At 29.9% G+C, this 14897-nt stretch carries 7 protein-coding genes; 6 read left to right on the top strand and 1 reads right to left on the bottom strand.

Features of this window, described 5'->3' with window-relative positions:
• Nucleotides 1–36: 36 nt before the first annotated feature.
• Nucleotides 37–495 carry an LEA type 2 family protein gene (locus tag Q0776_RS10800; RefSeq protein ID WP_298368014.1) on the top strand — a complete coding sequence of 153 codons (459 nt, stop codon included), beginning with the start codon at nt 37–39 and terminating at the stop codon, nt 493–495.
• Between the two features lie 312 nt (nt 496–807).
• On the opposite strand, the gene Q0776_RS10795 is transcribed toward Q0776_RS10800, so the two are convergent.
• A complete protein-coding gene (locus tag Q0776_RS10795; protein WP_298368012.1) occupies nt 808–7104 on the bottom strand; it encodes an MG2 domain-containing protein in 6297 nt (2098 codons plus the stop codon).
• 166 nt (nt 7105–7270) lie between these two features.
• On the opposite strand from Q0776_RS10795, the gene Q0776_RS10790 reads away from it, so the two are divergent.
• From Q0776_RS10790 to Q0776_RS10770, 5 genes are all read left to right on the top strand, one after another.
• Nucleotides 7271–8626, top strand: coding sequence for a Mur ligase family protein (locus Q0776_RS10790; protein WP_298368010.1), 1356 nt, complete (start codon nt 7271–7273; stop codon nt 8624–8626).
• A 118-nt stretch (nt 8627–8744) separates the two neighbouring features.
• The gene (locus tag Q0776_RS10785; protein ID WP_298368008.1) at nt 8745–9287 is read left to right on the top strand and encodes a DUF2249 domain-containing protein; all 543 of its coding nucleotides are present in this window, start codon (nt 8745–8747) and stop codon (nt 9285–9287) included.
• A gap of 2 nt (nt 9288–9289) precedes the next feature.
• Nucleotides 9290–10600 carry a hypothetical protein gene (locus Q0776_RS10780; RefSeq protein ID WP_298368007.1) on the top strand — a complete coding sequence of 437 codons (1311 nt, stop codon included), beginning with the start codon at nt 9290–9292 and terminating at the stop codon, nt 10598–10600.
• Nucleotides 10572–10889, top strand: a complete 318-nt coding sequence (locus Q0776_RS10775) for a metal-sulfur cluster assembly factor (protein ID WP_298368005.1) — start codon at nt 10572–10574, stop codon at nt 10887–10889. Before Q0776_RS10780 ends, Q0776_RS10775 begins: the two co-directional genes overlap by 29 nt.
• A gap of 203 nt (nt 10890–11092) precedes the next feature.
• The gene (locus Q0776_RS10770) at nt 11093–14896 is read left to right on the top strand and encodes a hypothetical protein (protein WP_298368003.1); all 3804 of its coding nucleotides are present in this window, start codon (nt 11093–11095) and stop codon (nt 14894–14896) included.
• The last annotated feature ends 1 nt before the right edge of the window (nt 14897 follow it).

Below are 14897 nucleotides of genomic sequence, written 5' to 3'. Positions count from 1 at the left end.
TTTGTTTATTTGTTTATTGTAAATAACACAAAGGAAATGATAAAAAAAACACTTTTAGTTTTAACTTTTGCATTTATTATTATTGGTTGTTCGATAAAAGAATCTCCAGAATTTAGAGGTGTAAATAATATTAAGGTTATAGAATCAACGAAAACCTATATAACTATAAAAGGCGATGCGCTTTTTAAAAATCCGAATGTTATTGGCGGTGAATTAAAAGCGGATGGAATTAAGGTTTTTGTAAATGGAAATGAAATGGCAACAGTTTCTTCTGAAAGTTTTGAGGTACCAGCAAAAGAAGAATTTACCATTCCTTTAAAAGTTAATATTCCAACAGATAGTATTTTTTCAAATAAAAATTTAGGAGGTTTAATTGGCAGTCTTTTTAGCAAAAAGATAGATGTAAAATACCAAGGTAAAATAATTTATAAAGTTTTTGGTTTTTCTAATTTTTATGATGTAGATGAAACTGAAACTATTAAGATTAAGCTGTAAAATGTAATTCTGAGCGATATCGAAGAATCTAAATTTTTAAAGAGCGTAAGATTCTTCATTTCACTGTGTTTCATTCAGAATGACAGGGTGTTATTATTACGTTGTCATTCTGAGCGATATCGAAGAATCTAAATTTTTAAAGAGTGTAAGATTCTTCATTTCACTGTGTTTCATTCAGAATGATAGGGTGTTATTAGTACGTTGTCATTCTGAGCGATATCGAAGAATCTAAATTTTTAAAGAGCGTAAGATTCTTCATTTCACTGTGTTTCATTCAGAATGATAAATTTTTATTTCAAAATCAAACATTAATTATTCTCCAACCTCAATTCTTACACCTTCGCTATGGCTACTAAATTCTGGAGCGTACATACTTTGTATCGTAGTAATTCCATTGCTAAAGTTTCCGGCGTTATTTACACGTAAATCGTATTCAAAAACATATACACCTTTTGGTAAACGTTCCATAAAAAAGTTATTTGAAGCATCTTTTGAACTTTCGTAATAGCCTAAACCATCTTGCCATTTATAACTAGAGATTACATTTATTGGTTCTAAACCACTTGCTCGCATATCTTTCATATGTACAAATTCCATTGGTCTGTCGGCTTTTAATTCAACTCTAACGGTAATTAAATCACCAACTTTTAAATTTGTGTTTTCAGTTATTTCAGTTAATTCTTTACCGGTATCAGTATTCTGTTTTAAGAATAATTTCTTACCTAATTTTAAAGGAGTTTCAGCCGAAGTAATTTTGTCTAAATCTTCAAAGTATTGCCAGTATAAACCTCCCCAAGCAATTCCTTCATCTTTTTTCGAAATTGTAACTTCTCCCATTTCAGGAGTAATTTCATTTCCATTCCACGAAGTTTTATAATAACCAGTTCCTGCTTCAATTTTTACGTTTTCTAATTTTGAAGGTTCTATTTTTTGAGTTCCAACAGTAACTTCAACAGATTCATTAACCGAAAGCCAATCACTTCCTTGTAATAATAGAGCATAAACAGCTTCAGCAGTTGCTTTGGTAGTTTTCCAACTGTTGGTTTGCTTGTTTTTTAATAACCAGATTTTTAAGTTATCAATTGCTTCTAGATTCTTCGTTTCACTCAGTATGACATTTCCAGCTTCAGCGAAAACTTCTATCATTAAAGCTTGTGTTTCAATTGGCGATTGATACCAGAACCAACTTGGTGCATTTTCTTTCCAATACATTCCTAATTCTTCGGAAGTTATGCTGTTTTCTTTTAACGATTTTAATATATCAGAAGTGATTGTTTTATTCTCATTTCTATATTGAACCAATGCAATCATTCCTTTTGAATAAAGATTAAAATCTGTCCAATAAGTTGCAGATTGTTTGGTGTAATAATCCACTGCTTTTTGAACTTTTGAAGAGATTTCAACTTCATTATAAAAACTTCTCATATACAAGTAATGAAGTTGTGTATGGCCTATATTATTTTTTTCTAAATATTCTTGTTCAGCTTTAATTCCTGTAGCTTTTGTTTTGGCTTTGTCTCTTATTTTTTTAGCATTTTCTAAAAGTTTGATGTAATCGACTAAAATTTCATCATCTAAAAATTTGACAGCTTTTGTCATCATTTTAGATTCTTCACTATCGTTCAGAATGACATTAAGCTTTTTAAGGTGACCGTAACTTGAAGCAATGTGCTGTGTAATATATCGGTTCGGATATTTACTTCCTTTAAACCAAGGAAAACCACCATTGCTAAATTGTAATTCTTTTAGTTTATTGATAGCAATTTCTTGCTCGTTTTTCATTTTATTCAAATCGAATAACAAACCTATTCGTTTCTTTTGCTCGGTTTCACTTTGTGCATCACGTAACCAAGGCGTTTCTTGAATAATAATTGATTTTAATTCTTCATTCTTCTCTAAATTAGAAACCAACGCATCACTTGTTTTCCAAAGATTAAATACTTCCTGAATACGTGGATTTGAATTTGCAATATGGCTTGCCAATTTATTTGCATAATAACGCGAGAATGTTTGCTCTGCACATTCATACGGATATTCCATTAAATACGGTAAACTTTGAATTGCATACCAAGCCGGATTGGAAGTAATCTCCAAAGTTAATTTATGATTCTTTAATGTAGGTGAATTATTGTTTCTTAATTTATCTAGCGTAAATGTTTTTGTTTGGTTGGTACGAACCCACATTGGTAAGGTTTCTGTAACTAACATTCGGTTAGATAAAACTGGTAATACATTTTGTTCTCCATCAGAAAATTCACCTGCTTTAGCAACAATTTTATATTGTACAGCTTGAATATTATCAGGAATAGTTAATGTCCAATTTACATTAGTATTTCCTTTAGCATCAACTATAAAGTTTTGTGTCGTTACTTCACTATCAATTAAGTGATTGATTTCTTTTCCTGAAATAGCATCTGTTAAAACTAGTTGAGCAACGCCATTTAACGCTTTGTTCGATAAATTTGAAATTTTACTCGAAAACTGTAAAACATCACCTTCACGTAAAAAACGAGGAGGGTTAGGTAATACCATTAACTCTTTTTGGGTAACGGTTGTTAATGTTTTTGTTCCTGTAGCCAGTTCTTTTGTATGCGCTATTAGTTGTAATTTCCAGCGCGTTAAAGCTTCTGGCATTGTAAAACTAAAACTTATGTTACCTTCTTTATCTGTTTTTAAATGTGGAAAAAAGAAAGCTGTTTCTTTAAAGTTTTTTCTTGCTTGTACTTTTCCTAATTCCTTTTCTAGCTTTTTTTGTCCACTTTTTGTTGAAATAATTATTACTCCATTTGCAGCTCTCGCGCCGTATAAAGATGTTGCGGCTTCATCTTTTAAAACATTAATACTTCCTATTTCGTTAGGGGTTAAATTAGGGTTTCCTTTAACTATAACACCATCAACTATATAAAGAACTTCGGCATTGTTTATTGCGGTATTTCCTCTAATCATAACTTTTTCCTGCATATCTGCTTCGGTAGTTTCAATCGCCATTTCTTCAACTTCTGCAAATTCTTCTACTATGACAATTTCATTGGATCTTTTGGCCATAGAAGCCATTCCTCGAATTCTAATATTTCTATTCCCAAAATGAAGTCCAAACCAATTTAATTCATCAAAATTTTGAGTAGGATTGTTATAATAATTTCTAGTTAAATTATGAACTCTAAAGTTGGTGTTTCCGTAAGAGTTTAAACTATTCCAATTATTATAACTATAATAAGAAGCATATTGAATGGGATTAAAACTCCAATTATGCGATTTAAATTCGTCTAAAGATGCATCATACATACTTGCCAATATTTCTGCAGTTACTTTGTCGGTATTTTTACCTTTTATATTAAAACTCCAAGTTTCTTCTGTTCCTGGTTGTAATTTATCTCTAAAAGTTTGAGTTTCAATTTGTAAATTATTTATGGCGTGTGGTACAGGAATTTGAACAGTTCCACTTTTAAATTCGTTGTAATTAGAAAAACTATATTTAATGGCAAAACCACCTAAATCTTCTTGTGTTATAGGAATTTTAATGAATTTAACTTCATTATTTAAATTAACAATTTGCTGACTTACAATTTTATGATTCTTTTCTATCGCAACAGTTACAGCCATATTATTAGATGCTGAACCCAGTTTTAGAGAAACAAACTCAGTTGGTTTATAACTGTTTTTATCTTTTCTAATTTCAAATAATTGATTGTCTGAAATTTGTGGTTTTTTAGAGTTAAAAACTATAAAACGTGCTTTATCTTCAATTTTTTGATTGAATTTATCATTCGCTTCAACTTCGATAATATAGTTACCAACTTTCCAATTTTTTATCTTTTTTAATAGAATTTCTTTGCTTTTTTCGGTGTCAAATTTTGTTTCAAAAACAAGTGTTCCTTTTTTCCAAATAATAATGTTATTTTCTTCATCGGTATAAGGTTCGTGAGGAAATAAGGTTTGATATTCCTCTTTTGAAATAATTTGATAATCTGGAGCTTTCCAAGGTCTTTTTCTTAACACGTTTTGGGGAGCTTGTAACTTAAAGATTTTTAATGTTCCTTTTGTAGGCGCATATTCACCATTAAGGTTTATAGATTCAATTGAAATTTTGTGATTTTTACTTTTGGCATCAATTTGCTCATTTATTGAGGTGTTTAAAGTTAGCGTGTGATACCCAACTTTTACTACAGTAGAAGCGCTTCTAGTTTCACCATTAATATCAGTTATATCAGCCTCAATTTCATAATTAAAAATAGGTTTGTCTTCTTTTTTTGAGCTTTTATCTGGTATAGCATTAAAAGTAATTTCAAAATTACCTTCATTATCTGTGAAAGTTTCTCCGTGTGTAATTTCCATAGGTTCGGACCCATTAAATAAAGGTCTGTACCAATAATACCAACGTGGATACACTACTTTTCTATGAACTCTGTAAGTTACTTTTGCTTCTGAAATTGAGCTTCCAGCAAAAGCTGTTGCATTTCCTTTTATGGTTACCGAATCGTTTACTTTAAAAGTTTCGGTTACCGGGTTAAATTCAGCTTCAAATTTTGGACGTTTGTATTCTTCAACGGAAAAATAAAAATTGTTTCTAAAATTCTTATTTGTTTCTAATTTTAGATAATGTTGGCCAAGTAGTCCATTATTTGGAATTATAAAACTACCACTTACCGAACCAAATTCATTTGTTTTTAAAGGAAGTTCTTTTACTTCTTCATTATTTACATTAAATAGAGTGGCGGTAACATCTTTATTACTATAAGGAATTGATTTATCGCCAGACTTTTCAATAAAAATAGCTTTAAAATGAACCGTTTGTCCTGGTCTATAGATACTTCTATCTGTAAAAATAAATGGTTTAACAGTTATTTGGTGATTTTTATTTTTTTCAATTTGTGGATTTCTGTTTTCATTAAAATAGTAATCGCCAAAGGAGGCTTTTTCGGTATCGGTTTTTACATAAATAATTACATTTCTATGGTACTTATTAGTTTTAAAACTAAACTCACCAAATTTATTAGTTGTAAATTTTTTTGAAATAGCTTTGTTATATCTACCTGTATTATAGTTGTTAACTGAAATTTTAGCGTCAATAATAGGTTCTCCTGTATTTCTGTTAATTACCTGAAATATATTTTTTTCTGGAGTATTTTTTTGAACCAATGAAATGTTTGTGCTTTGAATAATAGAAGTAGCAAAAATTGATTCTTTATTAATTTCTGAATTAGGAGAACAAACAATTAAAAACTTGCCATTTTTTAGAGGGGATAATACAATTTCTGTGCTATGCTGTTGGTAATCTTTTTCATTTTTTAAAGAGCTACTAAAAGTGTTAAACTTTGTAAGGTTATTTATAAAATTAGCTTTTTCAGAATCATTGTATATTTTATTAAAGGTTTTAATTTCCTTATCGGTAATATTATAAATAAAAGTTTTTAAGTTATTTATATTTTGATATGAAACTAAAAATTTACTTGGTAAATTAAATGGAATATGTTTTTCAGCGGTAATTCTTAATTCGGGCTGAATAATTGTGGATTTTAGGTTTTTACATTTTTCAGATCCTTTGCTGTTCGGGAATTTTTCAATTGCCAAATTACAAATATCTAACGCTTTGGCTTTTTTAAATTGAGCTTCTTTATTCGTTTTGGAGTTATATAGTATTCCTTCTTTAAAGTGAACTGTAGCAATTTCAAAATCAATAAGAGTTGATGCTTCGTGTAATTTAAATTCACTTTTAAGGTGTGTTAATTTTTCAAAATACAACTCATTTTTTTCTTCAAAATAAGCGTGTTCATTTAAAAAATGTAGGCGATCTAGTTCTGCTAAAACAAATGCATTTGAATCTTTTGTATTATGATGAAATGAAATTAAATCTTGGTGAATTTTTAACGCATTTAATTGAAGTGATTGTTGATCTTTATGTAAATTATAGTTGGTGTTTTTTTCGTAAAAACGATCAAAATCTTTTGGATTTACTTCAAATTTATTGGCGGGTTTTGTAATTGTGTTTTCGTTAGTTTTATAAAAGTCTAAAGCATTGTTGGCAATAAAATCAAATAACGATGGTCTGTAAATTTTTGAGTCTTTTTGTAAATGTAAAATAGCATTAAATTCTTCTAAATTAGTTTGTTGAAGAATAATTCCATTTTGTAATGAGTTTTGAAAATGAGTGTGAATTTCTGTAAACAAAGTTTCCAAATCCCAAGTTCTAAAATCTATAGTATCTACTTTTTCAGAAGTTTTTGTTCTGTTGTAAAACTTCCATCTATTTTGTTGAAAATATTGCCAGTACAAGTTTGCTAAAACACTTTCTAATATATTTTTAGTTGGAGTTTTGGCTTTTTCAATTTCTGTTTTAAATTGATTTACAATTGTTAATTGGGCGTTTTCTTCTAAAATTAATGCAAACTTAGATTTATATAATAATGATTTTATTAGTTGTGCAGAGTTATTATCCTTACTGGCTTTTTTATAAATTGTTTCAACCACTTTTAAAGCCGATTTTGGTAATGACTTTTCTTCAAGTTGTTGAACATCTTTCCATAACTTGCTAAAGTCTTCAAATTGTTGAGCTTTTGATATGTTTGAAAATAAAATTATTGTCATTATAGTTAAGGCAATTTTTTTCATAATTGTAATTTTAGATAGCTAATATACTTTTATAAAGTAATTTGCATATGTAATATTGAGTAAACTACCACTACTAATTAGTAAAGTAAGTTTGTCAATTAGTGTTTTCTAATTTAATAAAAATTTTAACAGGTATTTTGTACATTTACCCTACAAAATTTTTAGAATGAATATACATTTTATTGCTATTGGAGGAAGTGCTATGCACAACCTTGCTATTGCTCTACAACAAAAAGGATACCAAATTACGGGAAGTGATGATACTATTTTTGAACCTTCTAAATCGCGTTTAGATAAAAGAGGTTTATTACCAAAAGAATTTGGTTGGTTTCCAAATAAATTACACTCAAATATTGATGCTGTTATTTTAGGAATGCACGCAAAAGGTGATAACCCAGAGTTGTTAAAGGCAAAAGAGTTAGGTTTAAAAATATATTCGTATCCAGAATTTTTATATGAGCAAAGTAAGGATAAAACACGTGTGGTTATTGGTGGTTCTCACGGAAAAACTACCATAACTTCAATGATTTTACACGTATTAAATTACCATTCTGTGGAAGTTGATTATATGGTTGGAGCTCAGTTAGATGGCTTTGATACTATGGTTCATTTAACCGAAGAAAATGAATTTATGGTGTTAGAAGGTGATGAATATTTGAGTTCGCCAATAGATTTACGCCCAAAATTTCATTTATATAAACCAAATATTGCTTTAATTAGTGGAATTGCTTGGGATCACATAAACGTATTTCCAACCTTTGAAAACTATGTAGAACAGTTTTCCACTTTTACAGATTCGTTAACAAATGGAGGAATTATGGTGTATAATGAAGAAGATGATGAGGTGAAAAATGTAGTTGAGAATTCCGAAAGTCCAATAAAAAAATACCCGTATGCAACACCAGAACATAAAATTGTAAACGGAACAACTTTTATTGAAACACCTGAAGGAGAAATGCCTTTAGAAATTTTTGGAAAACACAATTTGCAGAATATGGCTGGTGCAAAATGGATTTGCCAACATATGGGAATTGGAGAGGAGGATTTTTATGAAGCAATTGCAACTTTTAAAGGCGCAAGTAAACGTTTGGAAAAAATTGTAGAGAATAATTCAACAGTAATTTTTAAAGATTTTGCACATTCACCAAGTAAAGTTGAAGCCACAACAAATGCGGTTAAAGATCAATATACAGAAAGAACTGTGTTGGCTTGTTTGGAATTACATACCTATAGTAGTTTAAATGCGGAGTTTTTAAATGAGTACGAGGGAGCACTAAATGCAGCGGATAAAGCTGTTGTGTTTTACTCTCCACACGCTATTGAAATTAAAAAACTAGAAGAAGTTTCTATAGACCAAATTAAAGAGGCTTTTAATAGAGAAGATTTAATTATTTACACAAATCCTGAGGAATTTAGAAATTATTTATTTTCTCAAAGTTTAGAGAATACAGCTTTATTATTAATGAGTTCGGGTAATTATGGAGGTTTAGATTTTGAAAAATTCAAAGAAATAGTTCGTTAATATGACAGCCGTCATATTAGCTTAAATTTATTGAGTCTAAATTATGATAGTTAATAATTTATAAGTAATTTTGATAAAGGATAAAATTGTCTTTTATTAAAGTTTAAAATATACAATTATGACTTCATTTTCTAAAAATAAAGATATAGTTACTTTAGATGTTCGGCCTATTTTAAGTGGAGGAACTGACCCTTTTAACGTAATTATGCAAACAGTTAAAACCTTAAAAGAAGGACAAACACTACAAATAATAAACACATTTCAACCACTTCCTTTAATTACCAAATTAGAACAAAATGGTTACAAATCTTGGACAAAACAGCCAGAATCTGGTGTTTATCATACATTTTTTAAAAAGGATGCAGCCTTAGAAAAAGCAATTGAACCAACTTTAACTGTGGAAAGTTTAAAGTTTGATGCACTTTACAAAACCTTTGCAGGGAAATTAAAAAGTATTGATGTTCGTCATTTAGAAATGCCAGAACCAATGACAACAATTTTGGAAGAATTAGAACAATTACCTAAAGGTTTTGCGTTGTTTGTAGATCATAAAAAAGTACCACAATTTTTACTGCCAGAACTGGAAGAAAGAAATTTTGAAATTCATTATAAGAAAAGAAGTTTAGACCATTTACAATTATTAATTTTTAAAAATAAGTAGTTTTGAACGGTTTAAAAACAAATAATGCTCCGCATATTAGTGTAATTACACCTCATTTTATATTTGGAGCAATAAGTTTACTGATTTTAGCTGTATTGTTAATTTTAGCAGATGAAAATTTGTTGCAGGCTTATTTCAATACAAAATTAATAGCAATAACACATATTGCTGTTTTGGGTTGGGCATCTATGATTGTTTTTGGAGCATTATATCAATTAATTCCAGTAGTTTTTGAAACAGCTTTGTATAGCGAAAAATTGGCTAAAGTTACCTTTTGGTTTTCAGCCTTTAGTGTTCTCTTTTTATCTTATTCGTTTTGGGTTGGTTCATATGTTTCATTATTACCATACGCATCGGTTTGTATGTTCTTATCGTTGTTATTATTTGTGGTAAATGTTGGATTAACTTATAGAAATGCAACTTTAAAAAACGTAAAATCAACTTTTGTAATTACATCGGTTTTCTGGTTGTTAATTACCGAATTAATTGGAACTGTAATTGCTTTAAATTTTAAATTTAATTTTCTTACTGAAATACATCTTCATTACCTAAAAATACACGCATCAATTGGATTAATTGGCTGGTTTGTATTGTTAATTATTGGTGTAGGTTCAACGTTAATTCCTATGTTTTTAATTTCGCACGAGTTAAAAGAAAAGAAATTAAATTATGCTTATTATTTAATAAATGGAGGCCTTTTAATTGCTGTAGTTAATTGGTTTTTAATTCAAAAAAGTGAAATAGATTACCTAATTCCGTTATTAATAATTGGTGGAGTTTTGTTTTTTATCTCTTTTATTTACGATTCATATAAAAAGAGATTGCGTAAAAAATTAGATGTTGGTATGCAGTATTCCATGTTAGCAATTGCTGCTATTTTTATGCCTTTTATAATAATTGGTTTTATAGTTTTAAGTACTTCTTTTGAAGTAGACTTTATGTTCAGAATTATTACTTTTTACGGATTTTCAATTATTTTTGGGTTGATAACAACCTTAATTTTAGGCCAAACTTACAAAACATTACCATTTATTATTTGGCTAGATAAATATAAAAAGTTAATTGGAAAAACAAAGACACCGTTGCCAAGAGAGTTGTATTCAGAAAAAATAGCCAATATTCAAATCATCATCTATTTTGTATTTATAGCTGCGTTTGTAATTGGACTTTTATTTAACCAATTAGTATTTATTAAAATTGGAAGTTACGCCTTGTTGGTTGTGGCATTTTTGTACAATGTGAATATATTTAAAATGATTACCCATAAAGTAAAATTTAAAGAAAATGACGAAACAGGAAATCACAGAATTTGAATTAGAAACGTTAGAGCTTCTAAAAAATGTAATGGATCCAGAAATTGAAATTAATATTGTTGATTTAGGATTAATTTATAAACTAAATTTTGATGGAAAAGATAACATAGATATTGACTTAACTTTTTCAACACCTTCTTGTCCATTGGGAGAAACAATTGTTACCAGTATTAAAGAAACTATTGTTCAAAAACATCCATCATTTTGTGTCAATATAAATGTTGTATTTGAACCAAAATGGTCAACAGCATTAGTTAGTGAAGAAGGTAAAAAACTGTTAGGATTGTAAAGCAAGTAAAGTTAACAGGTCGCCTAAATATTCTAAAAGAACTCTTTAACTACAAATAAAATTATACATTACTTAGTTTATTTGTAATCTTTCTTTTTGAAAATCAACAAACAAGTTGTAAATTTAAAGTACTACTAGTTAAAAAATCGATCATAATTGGATTAGTAACCCCATTATTAATTGATTATTTTAATTAGATAGTTATGAAAAAAACTACACCTTTTAAAAATTTTCATCTCTCCATTTTACTATTTATTTTGATGGTTTTTATTTCGGAGAATATTTTAGGGCAACTAGACCCCTATAAATGGAGTCGCTTGCCATCAAATTTGGAAATAAATGAAGCAGTAAAAGATTTAACAAATCAATTAAATAAAACCATTAGTGTTAATGGAAAAGTTGTGGATAATCAAACTCCAAGAATGTCCCAACCTATAAAGTTTCACAACAAGCGGCAGGCTGGAATTTTACCTCCTCAAGACATTTCTAGAACGATTATTTATGTTGAGGTTACCGGAATAATGGGTAGTTTTATTAACGAATATAATTTATTTCAGAATAAACAAACAGGAAAGTTTGGTTTTGCAAAACATGCTTCCGTTGAACCTGGTAAAAGTTTAAATGAAAAATACAACCAATTTATTGCCTATCTTAAATCATATCCAAATAATGATTCAGGACTTGCCTTAGGTTTTGCACCATCACTAAAAAGTAATAAAAGTTCGGTAAATAAAGATGCTAAAACAAATGAAGGTTCTTCCAATAACAATGATGATATTCCGTGGGAAGTTATTATTGCCGGGGCAGCTTTAGGTGCAGCTATTGTAGCAATAAGAAAGCGGTTAAAAAAATCTAAACAGTCTAAAAATAAAAAAGAAAATAAGAAAGAAAACGAAGAAAAAGCAGGCTACATTTTACAGCTAAGTACAGAAAAATTTGATTTTTCAGAAGAAAAACAAGGTAATTTAGAGGTTAGAGTGGTGAAAGTTACAGAAACATCTCAAAAAAGTATCAATGCAGCAATTCAGATAGTTAATTCAGAGCTTGCATTACTAATTCAGCCCACTAGCGGAACTACACCTTTTAACTGTCAATTATCACTTAAAGAACAACCTACAGAGAGTCAGTTTAAAATTACCATTGTTGCCAATGCAGAGGGACATCAATATCAAAAGGATGTTACCATAAATGCCGGAGGAGAACCAAAAATTGTTTTTGAAACTGCTCCTAACAACAAGCGAAGTTTACGTCCTGATATTAACAGACTTATTACATTATACGCTCAAGTAGTTGATGTCGCTAATAAACCGATAGATAATTTAACTAAAAGCATAGATTTTACTCCTTTAGGTGATTGGGCAGAAATCTCAGAACCAGTTTGGGACGATGGTTGGGCAGGTATTAATGTGGGAGCTTCCAATCCTAATCCCGTAGCAGCATCATCACACCCTCCAGCAACTATGGAAGTATTAATGAGTGTTGAGTTGGAAGATGAAGAAGAACCTTTACAAGAAAAACTCCTTATTCATTTACTAGATTGTTATTTAGAATCGGAAATTTATCACTGTACTTTTCCTGTTACGGATGAAAAAACACAAATCCGTTTCAAAGTTTGGATAGAAAATGCAGGTGAAGAAGAAAAATGGAAGTTCACAGGCATGTACCGTATTGGAGTAGATATAGAAGATGATCCACTAACAGAAATAAATTTTGAAAAAGAAAGTGAAACCGAAATGTGGGTAATACTAACTGGTCCAATTATGGAATTGCCAAAAGGAAATCGTAGTATAACCAAAACATTGGTAATTGGAGCCTCACAAGAAGAAGAAGAACCAATAGAAAGTCATATAAGTGTAACAATTTCTAAAGAAGGACTTTATTTAGAAAGAGGTTTCGACAAAAAAAAGAGTATTCAAATATATGCCGATAAGCCTGTTGAAAAACCTATAGAATTAAGTCTGTTTAGATATGATGAAAAATCGAACACGATCCTTCCTGATAAAATTGGATTGAGCAACTTAAAATTTGAATTACTCAATAACGAAAAAGCCATTAAAAACTTAGTAAGTATACTGCAACCCGAAATCACGTTCGACCAATTGGTTTCTACCGTACCATATGCAAGATATACATTGAAAACTGCTGAGGAAATTCCTGGAGCTGGAGAAACTTACGAGCTTAATTACAGCATTTCTGCAGAAACAAGCGGAGATGAAAACCCTGAAGATTTTTATCATGAAATTACTGTCAAGGTAAAAACCAAAGATGTTGGAAAAAAAATAAAAACTTGGGAAGAGGCTTACAGAGAATGTAAGTATATGATCGATAACTATGTGCCACATAGTAATGCTCGTGAAAAACTAACTCAGATTCTTGAGATACAAAAACATTTTTTGGATACTGAAGGATTAGTGGAGCTGCGAAATAGAATAGGCCATATTGCTGCACAACTTGTGCTTGCTGAAGGAGCCGAAGGTTATAAAGAAGTTGATAAATGGGCAAATAGAATAGTAACCACTTTAGAATGGACGCAATGGGCAGGAGATCTCTGTTTTGCAGCATTGGCTAGTTATTACTTGAAAGGATTAGGAGCAACAGCTGCCGGTATGATTAAAGCCGAAATGATTGATGCAATTAATTTCTTTATATATGAAAAAGATACGGGTTGGGAAGCTTTTAAAAATCGTCAAATAGATAAGTTAATGCCTTATTTAATGTCGACAACGAAAGGAAGACTATTAAATATAGAAAATATTGAAAAGCTAGTTGGAAAAAACAAAGCACTCTGTTGGGCGGTTTATGTAAGTACTCAGTTTCTGTTTCATTTGTATCAAACTAAATCTATGATTCAGGCAGCTAAAAATACAGGAAGAGAAGTTAGAGATGAGCTACTAGTTCAATTTTTAGGGAAACAGTTAAAAAGTAGACATGGAGCCAACGACCAAAAACCTCAGAAAGAAAATTCACAGAAAGAAAATCCTCAAAAAGATAAAGTTCAAAATGAAAAAAATAAGCAACAAAAGCTTCCAAATTCTACAGAATCTGCTGCAGTAAAAAAGAAACTTGCAGAATTAGAAAGTGAAATTAGAACAAATAGAATTGGTGGTAAATTTATGGATAAACAAAAGGTTTTAGAGATAATGGAAGATCCAGCTGTTGTTCGTACTATTAAGAATCATGGAAGTCCAGAGTTGAAAAAAGCATTTGACGGGCCTCGAAAGAAGATTTATCAAGAACACGACAGAATATTAATTAACGATTTGGCACGTGAATTAAAAATGAATCCAAAAGATTTAGAAGTGGATGATTTTAGGACCCCAGGAGATACAAGTGATAATTTAAATACAGATAGAGATTACCGAGTAGTAAGAAAAGTAAAACTAAAAAATGGTAAAATAGCGAAAGTTGAAGTGTCTCGAAAAGTATTTGAAGCCAAATCAAATCGAATTTTTGGAGAATTGACAAATAAACCTCCTCATATTTCAGATGCCGACTGGGCTGCTCGCAAACAACAGCTCGCAACAGACTTCACTTGTGAAGAAGCTAACATTGATTATTCAGATCAAAAGATTGATCCTAATACAGGTAAAAGAACTCAAGGAAAAGCTAATATCATAAATGTTAAGGATGGGAAATCAGTCTTAAAAAACCCTGAAAGTATGGGAGATATGTACAAAAATAAGGTCAAAAATGCAGGTGAACGACCAGAGAAATATGCCCAAGCACAAAAAGCCACTAAAACAATTAAAAAAGTAAAACAAGGTTACGAAAAACAAAATTATAAAACCAAGCCTACAAGTGATAAACTTGAAAAAGCTATGAAAGTAATAGACGAGCAACCTACTGATGTAGATATGACTTCAGAAAAAATGGCTGAAACACATAAGAAATTACAAGATTTGGGATACGATAAAGGGTTAGAGGATGTAATGAAAGACATAGATGGCGAATTCAAATCATTAAAAAATGTAACTAAAAAAGGAATGTTTGAAAGATTATTTGGTTAAA

This window comes from uncultured Lutibacter sp., assembly GCF_947495725.1.
In the GTDB taxonomy this organism is placed as follows: Bacteria; Bacteroidota; Bacteroidia; order Flavobacteriales; family Flavobacteriaceae; genus Lutibacter.
The sequence above is the reverse complement of the archived record's forward strand: the minus strand, read 5'-3'. Positions and strand labels throughout refer to the sequence as shown.